This window comes from Flavobacterium glycines (genome assembly GCF_900100165.1).
Lineage (GTDB): Bacteria > Bacteroidota > Bacteroidia > Flavobacteriales > Flavobacteriaceae > Flavobacterium > Flavobacterium glycines.
Window position 1 is genome coordinate 44,306 of record NZ_FNEO01000008.1, and the last position, 21,762, is coordinate 66,067.

Sequence of the window (21,762 nt, forward strand, 5' to 3'; positions counted from 1 at the left end):
TATTTATTTTACAATAATTTGATGGCTTTCTACTTTTCCATCAATATCAATCTTTAGGACATAAACCCCTCTATTTAGACCACTAGAATCTATTTGAGCTTTGTTATCTTTAATAACAATTGCTCGTTTTTCAATATTGTTCAAATCGTATAATTTCCCAGTTATTGATGCTTTTTTTGCAGGTGCTTTGGTTTCATCAAGAAGAGCAATATTTATAATTGTACTTGTGGAATTTGGGTAAATTACAAATGTATTATTGCTTTCAGTTGTCATTAGATTAGTATAACACTCATAAGGAATTAAAGGAAAATCTCCAGGGCGAGAAATTAATTCTCCACATTTGTTATAATAATTTAAAGTATATGTTATGCTTTCGTTTAAAAGTTACTCTGTAAATGGCATATCGAAGCGACCTTCTCTTATTTGATGGATGATACCTTTGCCATCTTTAATGTCGAACCAAAATGTGCCTGAAACTATATGTTTTGTAAAATCAAGTTTAGTTATTTTCATTTCTCCTTTTTCAATATCAGATGTCCTTTTTAATTCATTAACTCCAGTTATATCATCTCCAAAATAATAAAATCCTGAAGCATTTCCGTCAATATTATCTTGTAAAATATAAGTCTTTCCCTCTTCTATTTTGAGATTATGTGTACTTAAACCTAATCCTATTAGCTGATTTTTAGGATAAGTATTTCCTTGTAATGAAAAATAATATCCATTAAAATATTGATAAACACATTGTTTAGCAAGGTTTCGGTTGTCTGGTACAAAAGCTACACCATCAAGCAAACAACCAAAGGTTCTTGCTCCAGTTTGCGTTGCAGGTGGTAGTTTTTCTAACTCTGTTTTAGGTTTGTCGTCTTTGTCGCAAGAGGTTAATGCGAACGTGGTTAAGATTAAAAATAATAGGTTTTTCATGTGTTAGGATTTTATTTGTTAAAAATATAAAACCACAACAGTTAAATCATTAAGATTGTGTTAGTTTTGTAGTGATAGTTTTATTTTTAAAAAGCGAAATTTATTTATATTATAAAGGATGTTAGTGATCTCAATATTTTATAAATAAATTTAGTTGATTAAACCAAACCCTAATGTTGTCTTGAATATCACATCCACATCCTATTAAAACAAAAAAATCCGATACTTTTTGTAAAATGTCGGATTGTGTTAAGAGGAGTGATTTTTTATTTTCTCACGAACGGTGGAAGCAATTTACTTGAAACTTCTCCAAAACCAATGCGTACCTGGCTATTTTCACAAAAGCCTTTTATGATAACGGTATCATTGTCATTGATGTATTTGCGTTCGCTGCCATTATTTAATTTTAATGGTTTTTCTCCTCCCCAGGTTAATTCCAACATAGAACCATAGCTGTCTGAAGTAGGTCCTGAAATAGCGCCTGATCCCATCATATCACCAGAATTTATACGACAACCATTAGAGGTATGGTGTGTTAATTGCTGATTCATGGTCCAATACATGTATTTGAAATTGGATTTAGAAACTATTGTTGGTTCTGTTTTTTCCGGTTGTATGGCTACTTCCAGATTAATATCAAAAGAATGTTTTCCTTTTTGTTGCAAATAAGGCAACGGACTCGGATTTTGTTTGGTGCTTGCCACTCTAAAAGGTTCTAAAGCATCCATGGTTACGATCCATGGCGAAATAGAAGTAGCAAAATTTTTAGACAATAAAGGACCTAAAGGCATGTATTCCCATTTTTGGATATCGCGAGCTGTCCAGTCATTCAATAAAACCATCCCGAAAATATAATCTTCAGCTTCGCTGATAGGAATCATTTCTCCCATGATATTGGCATCGGTAGTGATAAAGGCGGTTTCTAATTCAAAATCTACTGAGCGTGAAGCCCCGAAAACAGGAGTAGTGGCGTCAGGCGGTAAGGTTTGTCCTAAAGGACGATGTACAGGAATTCCAGAAGGAATTATTGTGGAACTTCTGCCGTGATAAGCAATAGGCATTTGTGGCCAGTTAGGCAACAATGCATTTTCTTCATTGCGAATCATTTTACCTACATTGGAAGCGTGGATTTTACTGGAATAAAAATCGGTATAATCGCCAATTAAAACAGGTAGTTGCATTTCGACTTCTTCTATTTTAAAGATGATGATTTTTCGATGTTCCTGATTATCTCTTAATTTAGGATTGTTTTCGTCAAAAATATCCGCAATGCGGTTGCGAACCAATCGCCAGGTTTTTTTTCCGTCAGAAATAAAATCATTTAAGGTATCCTGTATGAACATATCGTCTGTTAGCTCAATACCGGAAAAATATCCTAATTGCTGTAAAGCCCCTAAATCAATAGCCGAATCCCCAATACGAGTTCCCACCGTTACTACATTTTCTTTGGTCAGGAAAACACCAAAAGGAATGTTTTGGATTGGGAAATCACTATTTTTAGGAACTTCAATCCATGATTTTCTTTTAGTATTGTTGGCAGATAATGGCATATTTTGTTAATTTTTTGTTGAAAATTATATATCAAATATATTATAATCTAACTGTTTAACAAACGTTTTTTTGTATTTTTGCGCTAAATTATTTAAAATCTAAAAAATGCAACGCGACAAACAAATTTTTGAACTTATTCTTGAAGAACAAGATAGACAAATTCATGGATTAGAACTTATTGCTTCTGAGAACTTTGTAAGTGACGAAGTAATGGAAGCTGCTGGTTCAGTTTTAACAAATAAATATGCAGAAGGATATCCAGGTAAAAGATACTATGGAGGTTGTGAAGTAGTTGATATTGTTGAGCAAATTGCTATTGACAGAGCAAAAGAATTGTTTGGAGCAGAGTATGCTAACGTTCAGCCACACTCAGGTTCTCAGGCTAATGCATCTGTTTTTCACGCTTGTTTGAAACCAGGTGACAAAATTTTAGGTTTTGATTTATCTCACGGAGGTCACTTGACTCACGGTTCTCCGGTAAACTTCTCAGGACGTGTTTACAACCCTGTTTTTTATGGTGTTGATAAAGAAACAGGTCGTTTAGATTATGATAAAATCCAGGAAATCGCAACTAAAGAGCAACCAAAATTAATCATCGCAGGAGCTTCGGCTTATTCTCGTGATATGGATTTTGCCCGTTTCAGACAAATTGCTGATAGTGTAGGTGCAATTTTAATGGCTGATATTTCTCACCCTGCAGGTTTAATTGCTAAAGGTTTATTAAGCGATCCAATTCCTCACTGTCATATCGTAACTACTACAACTCACAAAACATTACGTGGACCTAGAGGTGGTTTGATCTTGATGGGTAAAGATTTCCCAAATCCATGGGGATTAACTACTCCAAAAGGAGAAATCAGAATGATGTCGGCTTTATTAGACTTAGCTGTTTTCCCTGGAAACCAAGGTGGACCTTTAATGCACATTATCGCTGCTAAAGCGGTTGCTTTTGGTGAGGCTTTACAAGATGAGTTCTTTACTTACGCTCGTCAGTTGCAAAAGAATGCTAATGCAATGGCTGATGCTTTTGTAAAAAGAGGATACAACATCATCTCTGGAGGTACTGATAACCACATGATGTTAATTGACTTAAGAAACAAAGGAATTTCCGGAAAAGATGCTGAAAATGCTTTAGTAAAAGCTGAAATCACTGTAAATAAAAACATGGTTCCATTTGATGACAAATCTCCTTTTGTTACTTCTGGTATCCGTGTAGGAACTGCTGCAATCACTACTCGTGGTTTAGTAGAAGAAGATATGGAAACTATCGTAGCAATGATTGACAAAGTATTGATGAATCATACTAACGAAGATGTTATTGAAGAAGTTGCTGAAGAAGTTAACGAAATGATGAGCGAAAGAGCTATTTTCGTTTTCTAAATAATAGTCATAAAGTCATAAAGTCGAAGGTCGAAAGTCTTAAAATAGAATTTGAATTTCTATTTAAGTTTTGATTTTCGACTTTTATTTTTTAGGCTTTGCAACTTTTGACTTTTAAACTTTAAGACTTAAAAAAATGGGCGTATTACGATTACAATTGCCTACAGACCCAAGATGGGTAAATATTGTAGAGAAAAATATAGAAGAAATCCTGACTGATCATGCCTGGTGCGAACAAAAAGCGGCTACCAATGCCATTACGATTATTATCAATAATTCGGAATATCAGGATTTGGTAAAGGATTTACTGGCTTTAGCCAAAGAAGAAATTGATCATTTTGATCAGGTACACAATATTATTATCAAGCGTGGTTTAAAGTTAGGCCGTGAGCGCAAAGACGATTATGTAAACGAATTGTACCAATATATGAAAAGAAGTGTTGACGGAAGTCGTGTTTCGGGTTTGGTTGAAAGATTGCTTTTTTCGGCAATGATTGAAGCCAGAAGTTGCGAGCGTTTCAAAGTACTTTCTGAAAATATTCAGGATGAAGAATTAGCTGTTTTTTACAGGGAATTGATGGAAAGCGAAGCAGGTCATTATACTACTTTTATCACTTATGCCCGAAAATATGGCGAAGGAATTGATGTAGAAAAACGTTGGAGAGAATGGTTGGAATTTGAAGAATCTATTATCTCTAATTACGGAAAAAACGAAACCATTCACGGTTAGTGTTTTAGATTTCAGATTTTAGATTTCAGAACACAGACAGTTTGTAATCCTGGGTAAAGTTGAAAATTATCAAATTAAAAATCTTGGAGCATCTCTGTGGCATCTTAGTGAATCTTTGCGTAATTCTTGGTTAATATGTAGTTGATAAGTCTCTTTTTTTGTTGCATAATTCTCGTATAAAATTCATTACTTTTAGGAATAACAAAAGTTATTTTCCAATAACCGATTAAAAAGTGATAATTATGCGAATAGAAACCGATTTAAAATTAGGCTTTAAAGATGTAATGATTCGACCTAAACGTTCTACCTTGAAAAGCAGAGCAGAGGTTTCTTTAGACAGGGAATTTAAGTTTTTGCATAGTACTGCTAAGTGGAATGGAATTCCAATTATGGCAGCTAATATGGATACGGTAGGAACTTTTGAAATGGCGAAGGAATTAGCCAAACACAAGTTGTTTACAGCCATTCATAAGCATTATTCGGTTGCAGAATGGAATGCATTTCTTGAAAATGTTGCTGTTGATTTCTATGATTATATAGCGGTGAGTACCGGAACGGGAAAAGAAGATTTTAAAAAAGTAATCGAAATCATTTCCGCCAATCCTTTATTGAAATTCATTTGCATTGATGTGGCTAATGGTTATTCGGAGCAATTTGTTAACTTTTTAAAACAAACCCGGAAACAGTTTCCTGATAAAGTAATTATTGCAGGAAATGTGGTTACAGGCGAAATGGTCGAAGAATTACTCCTGGCCGGAGCCGATATTATAAAAGTGGGTATTGGTCCGGGTTCGGTTTGTACCACCCGAATAAAAACAGGTGTGGGTTATCCACAACTTTCAGCCATTATTGAATGTGCCGATGCTGCTCACGGTTTGGGCGGACATATCATTAGTGATGGAGGCTGCACGACTCCGGGCGATATTGCCAAAGCTTTTGGTGCTGGTTCTGATTTTGTGATGTTAGGCGGAATGCTTGCCGGACATAATGAAAGCGGAGGAGAGTTACTGGAAATGAACGGCAAAAAATACAAGCAGTTTTACGGCATGAGTTCTGCCACGGCAATGAACAAACACGTAGGAGGCGTTGCCGAATACAGAGCCAGCGAAGGTAAAACAGTCAAAATCCCTTTTAAAGGTAATGTTACCGATACGGTTTTGGATATTTTAGGCGGTTTGCGCAGCAGCTGTACTTATGTGGGTGCTTCCCGATTAAAGGAATTGACCAAGCGAACAACTTTTATTCGCGTAAGCGAACAGGAAAACAGAATTTTTACTGAATAATTTAATAATGATACATATTGTTAAAGCAACCACAGCCGATTTAAAAACAATTACCGAAATAGCCCATAAAACCTGGCCGCTTACTTATGGCGAAATTTTATCCGAGGCACAATTGAGTTATATGTTGGAGACTTTTTATTCGGATGCTGCCTTACTGAAGAATATTGAAAGTGGACATCAGTTTATATTAGCTAAAGAAGAGAATACGGTTTTAGGTTTTGCTTCTTTTGAACATCATTATCAAAATAAGAATAGTACCAAAATCCATAAAATTTATATTCTGCCTGAAACGCAGGGAAAAGGAATTGGGAAGCTGTTAATTGATGCCATCGAAAAATTAGCTGTTGAAAATGAATCTGAGAGTCTTTTGTTAAATGTAAATCGTTTCAATAAAGCGCTAACTTTTTATCAAAAATTAGGTTTCAAAATTATTGAGGAAATTGATATTGAATTAGATCACGGCTATTTGATGGAGGATTATATAATGGAGAAAGGGATTTGATTTAGGAATTTTATAATAGTAAAAAAAAGCCCGTTTAAAAGTATTAAACGAGCTCAAAAAGTATGATTTTCTAATGATTTATTGGTCGAATTTGTTTTTCAGCCATTTTCTAATTGGTTCATCATATAGTTTCAAACAAGCGTATGCAAGAACAATACTTGAAACAAATGTCAATATTCCATAAGGCAGGGCATCTTCCAAGCTGACTTTATTTGTAGCAACCCAACCGGTGTAAATATAAATTAAAGGATAATGTGTAATGTAAATGGGATAGGAGATATCTCCAAAAAAGTTACAAATTTTGGAAGAAAATGGACCTTCTATTTTGCCACTGGCACCTAAAAACACAATCAGTGGGAAAATAAATATTACAATTAATGCATCGTAAAGTCCATTCATCCATAGATTTTCCTCACCGCCAATTCTTGGCCATGAAAAGGTAAGAATTAATAAAATGCTGCATATAAGGAAGGCATTTTTTATTTGAGTTAACTTAGCTACTCTGAAAAGTAATAAGCCCGCAAAGAATGGATACATCACTCTGCAAAAGCCAATATGTAGTTGTTCCTGGTCAAGGGACCAACCGCCGATAATATCACCTTTGGATCCCGTTAAAGCTAAGTGAATTAATGCTAATGCAGAAATAAAAACGAGAATTGAAAGTAATTTTTTAGAAAATTTCCGAACGAATAGTGCATAGAGAATATTAGCAATATACTCGAAGAATAACGACCAGCCCGGACCATTAAGCGGATGCATTTCTGACCAACCCCTGATGTCCATTGAAACAGGAACCGGAATTAAAGTAAATCCAATTACCATAATGAATAACATTTTCCAAAGAGGTACTTCGTGGATTGTTGGCCAAAGTACGGAATCCTGAAAATAGAAACAAATTGCTCCTATAATCATTCCCAGAATTACCATTGGTTGCAATCGGATTAATCGTTTCTTAAAAAAGTTTCCGATGGTTATATTTTTCCAACGATCGTCATAAGCATAGCCGATAACGAAACCGGAAAGTAAAAAGAAAAAGTCTACAGCAAGGTAACCATGATTAATGATTTGGTCAAGATGGCTCGTTGCGTTAGCTTCAAATATATGAAAGGCAACAACCATTAATGCAGCTACGCCTCTTAATCCATCTAAAATTTTATAATGTGGTTTGGTTGGGGTTAAAGTTATGTCCATTTTAAATTTTTACAATGAATTTCAAAGATACGTTTTTTGATATATCATGCAATGTTTTCTGCAGCTTGTCGAGTATTGCTATTGGATTGGAAAACAGATGTTTGATAGAGGGTTGTGGTTGTGTTATGGATAAAATTTAAAAAATTAATTTGAAGGATTTGTAATTCTGAAAGCACGTTCTTTGCCTAAATACAATGGATTTCCATGTTTTTCGGACCAAAATCCATCCAGTAGATCCTTAGACAAGCAACGATAAACTACTACACCTTTGAAGATTTTATCATCTTCGCCCTGGTATTTAAAATTAATCACCAGGATATTATCTCTAAAAAATCCGCTGCCGGTTTGTAGTTGTTCGTTGTTAATAAACCATCTCGCTTTGATTCTTTTATTCCTGTCTAAGCTTAATGATAGTGTGCCTTTGTAACTATCGTCTTCGGCATCCTGATTGCTTCCTATAATTTCAAAATGACCTATTACGTCTTCGATGTTCATTCTTTTAGGTTTTTATAAAAATTTACTGCAAGATTACTAATTTCATACGGAAAGGCATAAAAAAAAATCGAAGTTTTGAGACTTCGATTTTTTTGTAAAAATAATTTAAGTGTTGTTGTTCACTCCGTTCCTATAAGAGTGTAACTTTTAAGAAAATATTCGCATTATTTTTTTGCAGAGAATATTTGTGGATTGATATTTACCATTAAATAAGCCCAGTTGTTAGTAGTATCATCTAAACCACCTTTTAAAGCAACCATTGTGTTAGTAGCAAACATTTGAGAATATCCTGCAGTTAGTGTAATGTCTTTGCTTGCTTTGTAAACTGCTGTTAAATCTACCTCCGTTCCTAAGTATTTATCACTTGTAGCTGTTAATTTATTAGCAGTGTGGAATACGTGAGGAGCTACAGAAAGATTTACTTTTTTGATTGGGAAATCTAATTTTAAAGTTAAATCTTGTAATCCAACAGAGCCTGCGTGGTTTCCTACGTAGAAATAGTCCATATAACCATTGAAAGCATGGTTTGTACCAAAAACTGGATTGAATGATTTAACCATTGTAGGGGAAGTTCCCTGGTCTTTTCCGGATAAAAATTCATATCCTAAAGTAGCTTTCAATTTCGGAGAAAATGCATATCCTAAATTAGCAGCTGCTTCATAAGCTGAAACCTGACTAGTTCCAATTTTCCCTGTTTGTCCGTAGAAACTGAAATCAAGACTTAATTTTTTACCGGCGTAATTAGCATAAGTACCAAATGTTTGGTAGTAATTTGTTTCTGCTTCTGTTGGAGTTTTTAAATATTCTCTTCCTATGTTTAAGGCTAAAAAACTTACGCCTAATTTTTTGATAGAAGTGTGATACCAGGCATATTGAAAATCTTTAAAATCTAAATCTGTTCCAAAAGAAACTGAGGTAGGTGCGCTTGGAACTGTTTTATTTTCATTGCTAGAATTTAGTGCAAATCCTAAATCTAACTGGCTTTTAGCTCCCTTGAATTTAATTAAAGCGGCATCAAAGCTACGACCTTGATTTGCCCAATCTAATCCTCCAAAGATTCTTTGATTGTCATAAGAAATAATTTGACGACCTACTTTTGTACTCCATTTATCTGTTAAGCTGTATTGTGCCCATCCTTCAAATAGTACAAAACTATTGTTTGTTGAATTCGAAAGATTTCCTGTCAAGTGATTTACAGCTCCCCAGGTACGTACATTTTGCAAAGCCAATTTTACAGTCAATTTTTCGTCTTTGTAATTAAGGTTTAATCTTGAACGATTCCCAACAAATGAAGTATGTTCAGTAGTAGGGGTTAACAATGTTCCAAAACCGTTTGTGTATTCATATCTGGGTCTGATTTGGATATCAGAACTGAATTCCTGAGCCATTGCTCCAGTACCTATAAGGCCAATTACTGATAAAGAAAGTGTTTTAAGTAATTTCATAATAGTAGATTTAAAAAATTGTTTTTGTTAGATTATTATACTGCAAACATACTTACGTAATTTTACTTATATATTATTTCTAGCGCAAGAAAAACTAGTTTTTTAAACCTTAATATTTTATTACTTATAGCAATTAAAAAAATGTGTAAAAACAGTTTTTTAAATTAATTAATTTAAAAACAATGATTTAATATTCTTGTTGAATACTAAGTAATAATTATAAATGATTAAAAATAGTTAGAAAATAGTACTTATAAATTGGTTTTTTACTTAAAAATAAAGGAATGAAATACGTAGAAAAATTATTTTTTTAAATAAGGAGTAAAAAAAAAGCCCGATAGACATCGAGCTTTAGTTTTATAACGGAATAGAATTTAATTAACTTGGGCTTTAGTTGTTTAACCCTTTTACGGATTTTTTATTTATTGTGACATTTTGAAATAATAGTCGGCAGAATGTTTTCCGCTACCGTAAACCAGAAAGAATAAACAAATAGCCAAAATTCCTAAGGCTAAAAATAGATTTTCGGTGTGCATTTCTCCCATAAAATTAACTAAAATTGCCCCCATTAAAATAGGTAATTGTGCAATAATAGCCCAACGGGTCAGCAAGCCAAAAGCAATCATTATTCCGCCAATCATGTGGGCAGGAGTAATGTAATGAACGAGGAACATTCCTCCTCCAATTTTGTCAATAGGAGATATCAATTCTACTAAATATTGAATATTAGTAATGAATTTAACTCCTTTTACGAATAAAAACACTCCAAGTGCAATTCGTAGCAAATCTAATGTGAAATAACTGTGCGCATTGGCCCATTTATTTAAATCTTTTACATTGTTCATATTGCTGTATGTTTAAATTGGTACTACTAAGTTAGTGATTTTTAAAACAATAGAGAACAAATGCGGTGTTAAAATAAATTGGTAGTCAGCGGTTTAAATCAAAAAAAATAATTCAGGCAGATTTACGGTTGTTGTTTTAATATCCAATCTAGTTCAGGGTCATTACCTCGAATTTGGTCTTCCAACGTAGGTATTATTGTTACATCAGGAAAAATTCCACGACCATGAACAGGGCTTTGGTAAAAAGGAGTAAAATTCATAGTCCCAATTCGGAGATTGAGTTTTGAATGCGGTAATTTTACAATTGGCATAAATCCGGCGACAGTTCCATTATAGTCACCGCCAGTTTCTTCCCCTACAAATGTGGCTCGTTTAGAACCTTTTAAATTAGTAGATAAAATGCTCGAAGCCGAAAAACTACCACCATTTATCAGGACATACAATTTTCCTTTAAAAGCTTTTTCATTAATAGGCTGCGGTTTCGTTTCGGTATCAAAATAATTTTTGCCGTCTTTTTCTTTATGGACGGTCAAAAGCAAATAACTGTAAACAATAGGTGAAAAGAGAGTTTTAATCGTTTTTACAACAGCATTTCCTTTGTTAAAATAGACACCTTCAAACAAACTAGCTCTTGAAACTACTTCGGTTTTTTTGAGGAAAATAGAACTTGAATCGGCAAGGTAGGAGTAGAGATGAACAATTTCACTTAAACGTCCGCCGCCGTTGTTTCTTAAATCAATGATGAGTGTTTTTGTTTTTCGTTTCTGAAGTTCAGCAAAACACATTTTGTAAAATTTACGAAAGCGACCGTCTTTAAAACCTCTGATTTTTAGTAATGCAATACTACTGTCTTTGGATATAAAATGGAGTTCCCGGATAAAAGTATTCGTGTTCTTATCAAAGCCGTTAATTCTTTTTTTCTTTTCTAAAATTCTTTGTTTGGCTTTGTCAATTACGACTTTTTTTTGTCGTATTTTTTTAGTTTTTAGATCTAAACTGTCCAGTTTGAACCTTTTTATGGTAATGTTTTTTATGCTGTCGTTATATTTGAAAACATAGTGTAAACTGTCTTTTATATCGTTTTCAATGGTAAAATAGGATACAAATCTTTTGGCAGCTAATTCTTTTTTGAAAGTAGTATTAAAGCCGTCTGAGCTAAAATAATGACTGTATTCATTAATAAGTTCCTGAGGTTTAATTCCGTTTATCGAAAGTACTTCGGTTCCGGCTGCAATCTCTTTATTATAGGATTTATTTCTGACAACATATAATTTGTCATTGTAATATGTGAAATCGAATTGAGAAAAAGGACCAATTCCTTTTTTAGTAATGCTTTTGGTTTCTCTCTTGGTATATGCTTTTTGCGGTGGTAACACATAACTATGTCCTTGCTTTACAGCAGCTACTACCGGACTTATTTTTTTGTAAAATTCCAGTGGAGTTAAAGCTTTGTTGATAGTTTTTTTTACGCTGTCAAATTGATTGTTCAGATTTTCTTTGCTAATGTAATAATCCAAATTAGGATGGAGCTTTTGAAGTTTTTTATGGGCAAAATCCACATCTTTTTGGAGTGCATTCGCGGGAATCAACTGCTGTAAACGGACATTATCTTTTTTTATAGTACTGCATTGTACCAAGAAGAATGCTAAAAGTAATTGAGGGATTCTTTTTTTTAAAAAAAGGATTGTTAACATTTACATCAATTTGGGGTTACCGCTTTTTGAAACGAAAATACGACAAAACTTTCAATGCCTGTTTTATTACAGGAATTAGTTGTATTTGGTTTCTATAGCTACTCCATTACGCAATGTTTGGTACACTACACAATATCTTTCGGTGAGTTTAGTTAGACTTTCAATTTGTTCGGCAGTTGCCGATGTGTCAAATGTAAAACTCAGACGGATATTTTTAAAACCAACAGCTACTTCCTTGGAAACACCTAAAGTTCCTCTGAAATCTAAGTCGCCTTCGGCTTTCACGACAGCATTTTTAATTTCGATACCCAAGGCAGTTGCTACGGCATTCATGGTAACTCCGGCACAGGCAACTAAGGATTCCAAAAGCAAATCACCTGAGCAGGCCTGAAGTCCGGTGCCTCCCGTAGCCGGGTGAAGTCCCGCTTCTACAATACTTTTTCCGGTTTCGACTTTACATGAAATTCCTTCTCCAATATTGCCCTGAGCTTTTAAAGTAATCAAAGCCGATTCCGGGTTGGTTTTGTATTTTTCTTTCAGGGGAGTCTGTAGGTTTTTAAGTTCGATAGCGTCCATAACAAAATCATTTAAGGGTTAGTATCAGTTCTAAATCGTAAGTTGAGTTGTGTTGCGGTTGTCTATCAAATTTACTTAAATTATCAGGAAATAACCAGAAATTATCAAGGAAACGGTATTGTACTGAAAGATTGACTTTGTTAAGTTTTTTTGTATGGCAGTTTTTGTTTTAAAAGAATTTTAACCGCAAACTTGTCATCCTGACGAAGGAAGGATCTTCACAAGTTGTTTGTTCTTTTTGTAAGTAGGGATTACTTTGTCAGTTCGCCATCACTCGGGTGTAAATCTGCGCTGTCGGCTAACCTCCTGAATAAAGAAAAGCCACCCCGTCTTTCAGACACCCCTCCAGAGGAGGGGAAATTACGTGACTTCCCCTCCTCTGGAGAGCTTGTCCCGATTTTATTTCGGGAGGTGCCCAACGGGCGGGGTGGTTTATTGGCTATTACAAACCTAAATTAGGTAATACAAAAGATTTCGTATTTTGGTGTAATCGTATCCATAAGCCCGGATTGCTATTCAATTGTTCCAAAGCTTCTTCTTTGTTTGAACTGAGCTTTGTGTTCAGAACGTTAGCATAGGTTTTAACTTTAGCAGGAGCAGAATCGGCGTCGACTACAGACTGAACAATCTTTTTGGCTTGTAAAATAGCAGCCGGTCCTAAAGTCAAAATATATTGAGCCGCTCGGCATTCCTTTTCATCGTTTTCATTTACAAGGCTTCCACCAGCTTTAAACTTGCTGATGTGGTGCTCTAAAATACTACTGGAAATTGGGATAATACCAGCAATATGTTGTGGTTTTGCTCCCGAAAATGGTTTGATATAGGCAAGGTGAGAAGCCTCATTTTCTTCCGGGCCATGACCAATAAAAAAGATATCCAAACCACCCAATTCTTCCAGTTTATTCAAATAGGCAATCAAAGCCGACTCGATATCCTGAGTATCGGTTTGCATAGGTGTAAAGCTTTTTATTTTTTTGAAAAAGGCATCACCTAAAATACGCTCAAAATCCCTGACAAAACTAAAAGAATTCTTCATACCCAATGGTGCTAACGCATCCTGAGTAAACACATTTAGCCTGCTTAATAATTCGTCTTGTTCTGAAGTTTGAGCTAAGGCGCCCAGTAAACGGTGTAATTCCTGCGCCCCTCTGCCACCCAGTAGTGCAATGTTAATATCGCCTTCTTTAGCTTGTGCGGTTTTGTATAGTTCCTGTAACATGGCTTGACCCACCTCGGCTTCAGAACCAAGAACAATAGGTTTTACGCCATAATCCGTAATAGTAAATTCGGCTTGGTTATTTTGAGACAACCATATATTTTCGTTGTCTACCTCTCTCGTAAATTTATTCATTGTATTGTTTTTTACTGTAAATTGTTCTTTCTAAAAAACGAGTATTTCGGGGAACGAAAATAGGAATAAAAAAGCTATTTTACAGCATTTGCAAATTACAGTAGTGTGGTTTTTAAAGTGTTTTTTCCGCCTTGTAAACGCTTCTATTTGTTTGTTGAAGTAGGTTTTGTGTAATTTTTTTGTAAAATGCAAAATATTTTTTTAAGATATTTCATACTAATTAATTGTCGGTTTAAAGATGTTTAGATACATTTGTAAAAAAAAATCTACATGAAAAAAACAATTACAATTATTTTAGTTTTGTTATCTTTTTTTGGATTAATAAGTGTTTTTATTGATTCTTTTAAATATCGTGATTTAATACCTTTTTTATCTGTTTTCCCTTTTAATAGATCAGAGTTATTGAAGGAATATAGTAATTTAGGAATCATAAACTTATTTTTTTATATCGTTTTTATTGTTGGTATTATCGTTTATTTGATTTCAAAATATAGAGAAACAAGACTATTAAGATTTATTTTTTCGGTGATTTTGATTTCAAAAATAGTGTTTGTTCCAATTTGGATTTACAGTTCTTATCTTACTTCTGAATTTAGGTCATTACACCCTGAGTTTAATACTAATTTTAATTGGATCCATTCGGTTTTATACTACATATTTCAGATTTTTATAATCGTTATTTCTTTTAGAATTCTCAAATATTTAAGTTCAGATAAAGAACTTGATTTTTCTGAAAAAGTTTATGGTGAGCATATCTCTAAGGAATATACTGTTGCAACTAAAAGTCAACGATTTTTGAATTATTTAGTTGATACTTTGGTATGGATAATTGTTTATTCTTCAATATTTAGTACTGTTAATAGTTTGGTTTTTATGCAGAAGCAAATAGATAGTTCGCTAATAGAAAATAATACGATGGCAAATCAATTTGTAGGTGATTCATCTAATAATAATTTTATTGCTCTTTTATATTTGTTACTATTTAGATTTATTTATTATATATTTTTCGAATTTGTTTTTAAAGCAAGCCCGGCAAAGTTTTTAACAGAAACCAGAGTGATGGATTATTCCGGGGAACCAACAAATTTCAAAGAAATATTCTTAAAGACTACTTTTAGAAATATTCCATTTAATACAATAACTTTTTTGTTTGGATATAATTTGCAGGATAATTGGTCGGCTACAGAAGTATTTAAAGAAAAGAGAGTAGGGGTTTCAGGGAATAAATATTTAGGTTATTTTTTTATAATTGCAGGTTCATTTTTTTTGGTTTATTTAGGAGTTAGGTTTTATGAAAAAAAACATGAAGAGAATTTTCAAGTACAACTTTTAGAAGAAAAAATAAAACACAACAAGAAGGCACTTTCCGAACTTGAAATAGGAGACATTATAATAATTCACCATTATGATTCCAATGATTATGGACAGTATATTTTAAAAATCAATAGAATAATTGGAGAAAAAGTGTATTTTAATATGATTGATTCTAATGATTATAATTATCCGGAAGATGAATTAATTATTGTTAATAAAGACAAATATTTCTTAAATGAATTGGAAACTTTTTCTGTAAATAAGAAAAATTTGTCGAAAGCAATTATTTCAGTTGATGAAATGAAAATGAATGAAAACCATGAAGTTGTTAATCCCGAGGGTTTTGGTTTTAAATTATTAAATGACAAAAAAAATTATTTTATAATAAATGTATTGGCATTACGAAAACCTATTCTTAAAATTGAAAAAGCAAGGTGGTCAGAAACTAATAATGTAGTTAAAGAATTAAATTTTAGTATTAGTAATTTAGGTATTTCATCAAAATTGATTGCGATAAAAAGCAATCAGGATGATGTTTTGTGGGGGCTTGAAAGTTCAACAATTCTACCTATTCAAATTCCAAATAAAAAAAATGATTCTAACAGTTATGTTTTAAATTTAAAAGGAAAAGGAGATAATCTTAATAATTCGGATTTTACTATTTCTGTTCAGGATTCTCTGGGAAAAATCTACGATTATCAAATATTAGCTAATAATGTAAATCCTGAAATTATTATTAAATCCTTGTGATTTTTAAATAGAATTTAGTTATCAATAAAACAATCGCTGATTGATAGATTTATCATTTTTGAATTAGTCGATAAATTCTCCGGTTCTTGATTACGGCTGGGATCTAATTGAAATTATAATGGTAAAATGTAGCGTTTGCAACGCGGGTATTTTGTGATAATAATGTTTTAACCGCGTTGCAAACGCTACGATTTGTTTATTGAGGTATGTAGGCACTCGTTGTAAACGAGCGCCAGTGGGGTTATTGTAAGTAAAGTTCATGTAAATCATAATTACTAAAAAACTTTCTAGGAACACTTGGTAAATGACTTTTGTGATTTTCGTAATATGTTAAAATAGTATTTTTGGGATCTGATTTTAATATATTTTTCCAATATCCAACATAATGTTGTCTTAGTAAAAACAATATGAAGGATTTCGGTGTAAGAAACTTATCTATACCTATTCTAATATCATTATTAAAGCCAATATGCATATGAGAAAGAGGATGCAGTCCATTTGTGTAACCTTTAGAGTCTACATCATATCTAATATATACAGCATTTTCCTTTAGTTTACATTCGGAAACATATAAATAATATTCTTCCACAAAAGTTTTAGAAAAATCATCTTCAAATCCTTCTTGAGCTATAAAATCATTATAACTTAAACATTTATAAGGACAATCAATATATGTATAGGAAGCTGTATTATTTTGAGAATTAAACTTAAATATTAGCAACGAATTGTCCTTTAATAGAAAATCGTAAATATTATTTTCCATAATTAATTTCCAATTTTCTTTGAAGTTTGTATGCCGAAATAATGAAACATTTTCGATATCTGCAGGACTGTAATTCCTTTCGTCTAATAAGTCCAATTCGTTGAGGAAATTTTGTATTTCATTTAATTCTGTGGAGAATTTCCCTTGTGAAATCATAGTTTTTTCTTAACTTTTCTTTGTTCTAAAAATAACATTATTTCTTCAGGTGTCATTTCAGCTAATAATTCATCTAATATTTTAGATTGTTTACTTTTTCTTTCAGCTGTTTCTATTATATCTCTTTTTAATGCTCTTTCAACTTCCTTACTATAAGTAAATTCAATATTTGGACTTATTGAAATTGCTTTATCAATTTCAACTTTCCATCTTTTAGCCGATTCACCAATGCCACTTATTTTAACCCATCCTTTAGCACGAGTTAATGCTGTAAACATTAAGTTTCTTTCTCTTACAGAAGGTTTTAAAGAATATAATGCATCTATTCCAACTACATAAACAGAATATGCCTCATTTCCCTTTGCTTTATGTATTGTGCTTAATGTGACATGATTATTAATTGAAAAATCTTTTATACTAAATTTATCACTATGTATATTATTGCACTTTACATTATTTTCAGATAATACTTTATGAATATCATTTAAATATTTTTTTGCATTTCTATCGTCAACGACAATAACCAAAATATCTTCAGGTAATAAACCATCTTTAATATCATTTAATATGTTTTCACAGCAAAAAATTATTTCTTTTCCATAATCATCAAAAGCTTCAACTTGAATAATTTCATTTTTGCTGAAGTGTTTAGATATTGTCTCTAAAGAATTTTGTTTCGGTCGTTCAATTTTTATATTATCTCCAATATTAAAATCTCCCTCTGTAACTTGGTAACCTATATCGTGCCAATACTCTTTTTCTTTTATTATCTGAACGATTTCATTATAAAAACCAAAACCAATTGCATGTGCAGTTACTAATATTTCTCTTGGATTTCTGTAGCATTTATATAATATAATGTCTTCTTCTAATCCCTGATATTTAGATCCAGCCAAAACTGATTCAATTGAAGGTGTTTTGGTTTGAAAAATAGTTTGAAGTTCGTCATACGCCCAAACTATACGTCCATTTTTACATAAACTGAGACAAAGTTTTATAAAAGATTCTGGGAAATCTTGACCTTCATCTATAAAAATATAATCATAAATTTCTGAGATGTCATTTTCTAATGCAGTTGAGCATGCAAAGTCAAAGGCGTTGCCCGGCTTTTTAAAATTTGCATCGCTAAAAGATAGAAATGGAATTTTATTAACCTCACAAGCCTCATGATAAATCCCTGAATTAGTGTTACTACCCCAGGCGTGAATAATTTTTAATTTATTCCAATCTGGATCTTTATCATCATATTGCCTATAAAATCTAGTTATCAATCTTTGAATATGTTGATATAGACTTTTTGTATAAAATGTATAAGCAATATTAGCATCTGGATTACGTAAATGTGTTAATGCAGCTTTTAATGCTAATACTACTGTTTTACCAGAACCAGCTAAACCTCTAATTCTTTCAGGACCAATAATTTCGTTAATGTAAGCTTTTTTTTGGAATTCATCGAATGTACTTATTTCTCTTTCGATTTCGGTTGCTACATAACCTTTTTTCTTATCGTCAGAAATATTTCCTCTTTCTTTAGGTTTAATTATTCCTTTAGATCCTTCAATTGTTGAAAGTAATTCTGTATATAAAGAGTCCTCTATTTCTGATTGAGAATTTAATTCTAAAAAATAAGCATTTAAATCAGTAAAATTTGATATACATTTTACTCCTTCAAATTCAAAAGTTTTGCTAATATCTGAATTGAAAACAATAGTATTTAAATCAAACTTTAAAGTTGTTGTAGAATTTCTTAATGAACGATTTCTCAATAATCTACTGAAAATAATTGATTGTAATTGTTCTAAATTTTCTATTGTTTCAAGCTTATTATCGCTAGATTCAATATTATCAAAACTTAAAATAATAATTCCTAATTTTTTAGATATTACTAATAGTTGACTAACTAGTAAATCCCCATCGAAATCTTTAAATATGGGAAAGTCGTAATAGAGTGATGATTCACCCAATTTTAAATCCGCTTCATGACTTTTTAAATGTTCTATAAAGCTAAATGCTTGCGAATTATGTTTGTATGTCTTTTCTCTTGAATTAATTTTCATATTGAAATGGTAATTTTATAACTATTGCATATAACCAGTTTATAATAATGATATAGTCTCTATAATACAATTGAATAAGGTTAGATGTAGTGATAAATATCTTTGAAAGATATTTACAAATATATAGATAAATGATTACAAGTTGATAAAGCGATTTTTTGTTTTTTTGAATACTTTTCGTATTTAAATAATTATAATTTTAAAATCAAATGTTTTGGTGAGTAAGGTTTGCGTGAGGGATAGTAGTGAAAATCCTTTTATGTAGCGTAGTGAAATAAAAGATTGTAACGTATAGCCCGACCCAGCTGTAACGAAGGGGAGGCTGGGTCACGCCCACAAAAAAACGGCTAAAGATTACTCCTTAGCCGTTCTATATTTGGGTTTTTGAAAGCTTAATTTAAAAAGGCTTTCAATTCTTCGTAAGTTTTAATTTTAGTGCTTACTTTTTCTTTGTTTAATACGCTTTCAATTTGCGCAGGAATTGGTAAAGTCACTCCTAAAGCCGGTTCTACAACATCTAAAAACTTGATAGGGTGTGCCGTTTCTAAGAAAACCCCAATAGCATTTGGATAATTTTCCAGTTCTTTTTTCAATCCTAAATAACCTACTGCTCCGTGAGGTTCGGCAATGTAACCATCGGTGTTGTAAATGGTTTTCATAGCTGCCAGAGTTTCTTCGTCAGTATAAGTGTAAGAAGAAAAATCTTTTTTAAACTGCGCCAAATCATTTCCATACATTTCCTGAATACGGATAAAGTTACTTGGATTTCCTACGTCCATAGCATTCGAAATCGTAGCAATAGACGGTTTTGGATCATAAATTCCGTTGACTAAAAATCTTGGAACCGTATCGTTAACATTGGTAGCGGCTACAAAATGTTCGATAGGCAAGCCCATTTTCTTCGCGATGATACCCGCACAAATATTTCCGAAATTTCCACTTGGGCAAGAAAATACTAAAGGCTTGTTTTGTGATTTCAAAGCTTTGTAAGCAAAGAAGAAATAAAACATTTGTGGTAACCAACGTGCAATATTAATAGAGTTAGCCGAAGTCAGGTTTTTGTGTGATAAACTTTCATCCAAAAACGCTTTTTTAACCATGTCCTGACAATCGTCAAAAACACCGTCAACTTCCAGTGCTTTGATGTTTTGCCCGAGCGTAGTTAATTGTCTTTCCTGAATGTCGCTCACTTTTCCGGAAGGATATAAAATTACCACTTCAACTCCTTGAACTCCAAGAAAACCACTAGCCACAGCACCTCCTGTATCTCCGGAAGTAGCCACTAAAACGGTATTGGTATTGTCTTTTTTGTCTTTGTTGAAATAACCCAAACAACGCGACATAAAACGCGCTCCAACGTCCTTAAACGCCATCGTTGGCCCGTGGAATAATTCCAACGAATAGATTCCTTTTTCAACAGGAACAACCGGAAAATCAAAGCATAAAGTTTCGGCAATGATTTGTTTTAGGGTATCGGTTGGAATTTCGTCACCCACAAATTGCTGAATCGCTTCGAAAGCAATTTCCTCGTGGCTTAAGTTTTCGATATTGTCGAAAAAAGATTGCGGAAGCGGCGTGATGCTTTCCGGAAAATACAATCCTTTATCGGCTGCTAATCCTTGTATTACGGCTTCCTGAAAAGAAACTTTTGGTGCGTTATGATTTAAACTGTAATATTTCATTTGATTGATGATTGCTTTTTTATTTAAACACAAAGTTCACTAAGGTTTTACTCTTTAATGCGTTGATAAAACACAAAGGTCACAAAGTTTTTTCTGCTTTCTGTTTCTGCCTTCTAATTTCTAAATCACTTTCATTCCCGTATCGTTCACTTTACACACATGAATTTCATATGGTAAGTTGATTGCGTCGTACACGGCACTCATACCTTTAGCAATTTTTTCGGCGGTTTCTTTTCCTCTGCTTAAAGCAAAAATAGAAGGTCCTGAACCTGAAATTCCTGAACCCAAAGCACCGTTTTCGTAAGCCGATTGTTTGATTAAATCAAAGCCCGGAATCAATACACTGCGCAACGGTTCTACGATTTCATCATGCAATGAACGCCCGATTAAATCGTAATCCTGAGTGTACAATCCTGCCACTAATCCGCCTACATTTCCCCATTGCGTGATAGCGCTTTTTAGGGAAACAGTTTGTTTTAGTACCGAACGCGCATCGGAAGTTTTCAACTCAATTTGCGGGTGAATTACGGTTGCGAATAATTCGTTAGGGCTGTCAATTTTGATGATATCCAAAGGATTCGAACTTCTTACCAACGTAAAACCGCCTAAAAGGGCAGGGGCAACGTTGTCAGCATGGGCATTACCCGAAGCTAATTTTTCTCCTTGCATGGCAAATTTCACCAATTCTTTTCGGCTAAACGGATTACCTAATAATTCGTTCGCTCCAAAAACTGCTCCCGCAGAACTTGCCGCCGAACTACCAATTCCACTTCCGGCTTTGATGTGTTTGTATATTTCGATTTCGAAACCAAAATCGGCATTTGTTTCTTCCAGCATCGCCAGTAAAGCTACTCCGGCTACGTTTTTTTCGGCTTCCAAAGGCAAATTAGCACCCTCGATTTTAGTAATACGAACGCCTTTTTCGGCTGATTTTCGAACAATCATTTCGTCACCTACATTGTCTAAACACAATCCCAATACGTCAAATCCGCAGGAAAGGTTTGCAATGGTTGCAGGACAAAATACTTTTACTTCATTCATTTTTTTATAGTTTCTGAGAGACTAAGTTTCTG

Annotated in this window: 19 protein-coding genes; 5 read left to right on the forward strand and 14 right to left on the reverse strand. The window is 33.1% G+C overall.

All coding sequences use genetic code 11. From position 1 onward, the window contains the following. Window positions 1-3 precede the first annotated feature (3 nt). From BLR17_RS14545 to fahA, 3 genes are all read right to left on the reverse strand, one after another. Window positions 4-273 (reverse strand): T9SS type A sorting domain-containing protein, encoded by a 270-nt coding sequence (locus BLR17_RS14545; RefSeq protein ID WP_066329072.1) that lies wholly within the window; start codon window positions 271-273, stop codon window positions 4-6. A 111-nt stretch (window positions 274-384) separates the two neighbouring features. After that, a complete protein-coding gene (locus BLR17_RS14550; protein WP_066329077.1) occupies window positions 385-924 on the reverse strand; it encodes a Riean_0653 family protein in 540 nt (179 codons plus the stop codon). Between the two features lie 266 nt (window positions 925-1,190). Next, complete coding sequence (gene fahA / locus BLR17_RS14555; protein WP_066329078.1) at window positions 1,191-2,474, reverse strand: fumarylacetoacetase; 1,284 nt, start codon at window positions 2,472-2,474, stop codon at window positions 1,191-1,193. Between the two features lie 106 nt (window positions 2,475-2,580). On the opposite strand from fahA, the gene glyA reads away from it, so the two are divergent. From glyA to BLR17_RS14575, 4 genes are all read left to right on the forward strand, one after another. Continuing rightward, window positions 2,581-3,855 carry a serine hydroxymethyltransferase gene (gene glyA, locus BLR17_RS14560; RefSeq protein WP_066329080.1) on the forward strand — a complete coding sequence of 425 codons (1,275 nt, stop codon included), beginning with the start codon at window positions 2,581-2,583 and terminating at the stop codon, window positions 3,853-3,855. A gap of 136 nt (window positions 3,856-3,991) precedes the next feature. Beyond that, entirely contained in the window at window positions 3,992-4,585 is a 594-nt protein-coding gene (gene miaE, locus BLR17_RS14565) for a MiaE family protein (RefSeq protein ID WP_066329082.1), read from the forward strand. Between the two features lie 242 nt (window positions 4,586-4,827). Further along, window positions 4,828-5,868, forward strand: a complete 1,041-nt coding sequence (locus BLR17_RS14570) for a GMP reductase (protein ID WP_066329084.1) — start codon at window positions 4,828-4,830, stop codon at window positions 5,866-5,868. Between the two features lie 7 nt (window positions 5,869-5,875). Continuing rightward, complete coding sequence (locus BLR17_RS14575) at window positions 5,876-6,370, forward strand: GNAT family N-acetyltransferase (protein WP_066329085.1); 495 nt, start codon at window positions 5,876-5,878, stop codon at window positions 6,368-6,370. 78 nt (window positions 6,371-6,448) lie between these two features. On the opposite strand, the gene BLR17_RS14580 is transcribed toward BLR17_RS14575, so the two are convergent. The 7 genes from BLR17_RS14580 to BLR17_RS14610 all read right to left on the reverse strand — a co-directional run bounded on the left by BLR17_RS14580 (window position 6,449) and on the right by BLR17_RS14610 (window position 13,967). After that, entirely contained in the window at window positions 6,449-7,561 is a 1,113-nt protein-coding gene (locus BLR17_RS14580) for an acyltransferase family protein (protein ID WP_066329086.1), read from the reverse strand. A gap of 144 nt (window positions 7,562-7,705) precedes the next feature. After that, complete coding sequence (locus BLR17_RS14585; protein WP_066329087.1) at window positions 7,706-8,056, reverse strand: hypothetical protein; 351 nt, start codon at window positions 8,054-8,056, stop codon at window positions 7,706-7,708. A gap of 164 nt (window positions 8,057-8,220) precedes the next feature. Further along, complete coding sequence (locus tag BLR17_RS14590) at window positions 8,221-9,501, reverse strand: alginate export family protein (protein WP_066329089.1); 1,281 nt, start codon at window positions 9,499-9,501, stop codon at window positions 8,221-8,223. A 422-nt stretch (window positions 9,502-9,923) separates the two neighbouring features. Beyond that, on the reverse strand, window positions 9,924-10,346 hold the full coding sequence (locus BLR17_RS14595; protein ID WP_066329090.1) for a DoxX family protein: 423 nt from the start codon (window positions 10,344-10,346) through the stop codon (window positions 9,924-9,926). Window positions 10,347-10,468: 122 nt separating this feature from the next. Next, window positions 10,469-12,040 carry a S41 family peptidase gene (locus BLR17_RS14600; RefSeq protein WP_066329091.1) on the reverse strand — a complete coding sequence of 524 codons (1,572 nt, stop codon included), beginning with the start codon at window positions 12,038-12,040 and terminating at the stop codon, window positions 10,469-10,471. 75 nt (window positions 12,041-12,115) lie between these two features. Further along, window positions 12,116-12,616, reverse strand: a complete 501-nt coding sequence (locus tag BLR17_RS14605) for an OsmC family protein (protein ID WP_066329092.1) — start codon at window positions 12,614-12,616, stop codon at window positions 12,116-12,118. A 442-nt stretch (window positions 12,617-13,058) separates the two neighbouring features. After that, the gene (locus BLR17_RS14610; protein ID WP_066329093.1) at window positions 13,059-13,967 is read right to left on the reverse strand and encodes a hypothetical protein; all 909 of its coding nucleotides are present in this window, start codon (window positions 13,965-13,967) and stop codon (window positions 13,059-13,061) included. Window positions 13,968-14,237: 270 nt separating this feature from the next. On the opposite strand from BLR17_RS14610, the gene BLR17_RS14615 reads away from it, so the two are divergent. Then, window positions 14,238-16,031 carry an RDD family protein gene (locus BLR17_RS14615; protein WP_066329095.1) on the forward strand — a complete coding sequence of 598 codons (1,794 nt, stop codon included), beginning with the start codon at window positions 14,238-14,240 and terminating at the stop codon, window positions 16,029-16,031. Between the two features lie 241 nt (window positions 16,032-16,272). Here the strand turns inward: BLR17_RS14615 and BLR17_RS14620 are convergent, their stop codons facing one another. The 4 genes from BLR17_RS14620 to BLR17_RS14635 form a co-directional block, all read right to left on the reverse strand. Further along, entirely contained in the window at window positions 16,273-16,950 is a 678-nt protein-coding gene (locus BLR17_RS14620; protein ID WP_066329097.1) for a DUF2290 domain-containing protein, read from the reverse strand. Then, window positions 16,947-19,007 (reverse strand): DEAD/DEAH box helicase, encoded by a 2,061-nt coding sequence (locus BLR17_RS14625; protein WP_066329099.1) that lies wholly within the window; start codon window positions 19,005-19,007, stop codon window positions 16,947-16,949. Before BLR17_RS14625 ends, BLR17_RS14620 begins: the two co-directional genes overlap by 4 nt. 392 nt (window positions 19,008-19,399) lie before the next feature. Continuing rightward, a complete protein-coding gene (thrC, locus tag BLR17_RS14630) occupies window positions 19,400-20,689 on the reverse strand; it encodes a threonine synthase (protein ID WP_066329100.1) in 1,290 nt (429 codons plus the stop codon). A gap of 120 nt (window positions 20,690-20,809) precedes the next feature. Continuing rightward, window positions 20,810-21,730, reverse strand: coding sequence for a homoserine kinase (locus tag BLR17_RS14635; RefSeq protein ID WP_066329101.1), 921 nt, complete (start codon window positions 21,728-21,730; stop codon window positions 20,810-20,812). Window positions 21,731-21,762 lie beyond the last annotated feature (32 nt).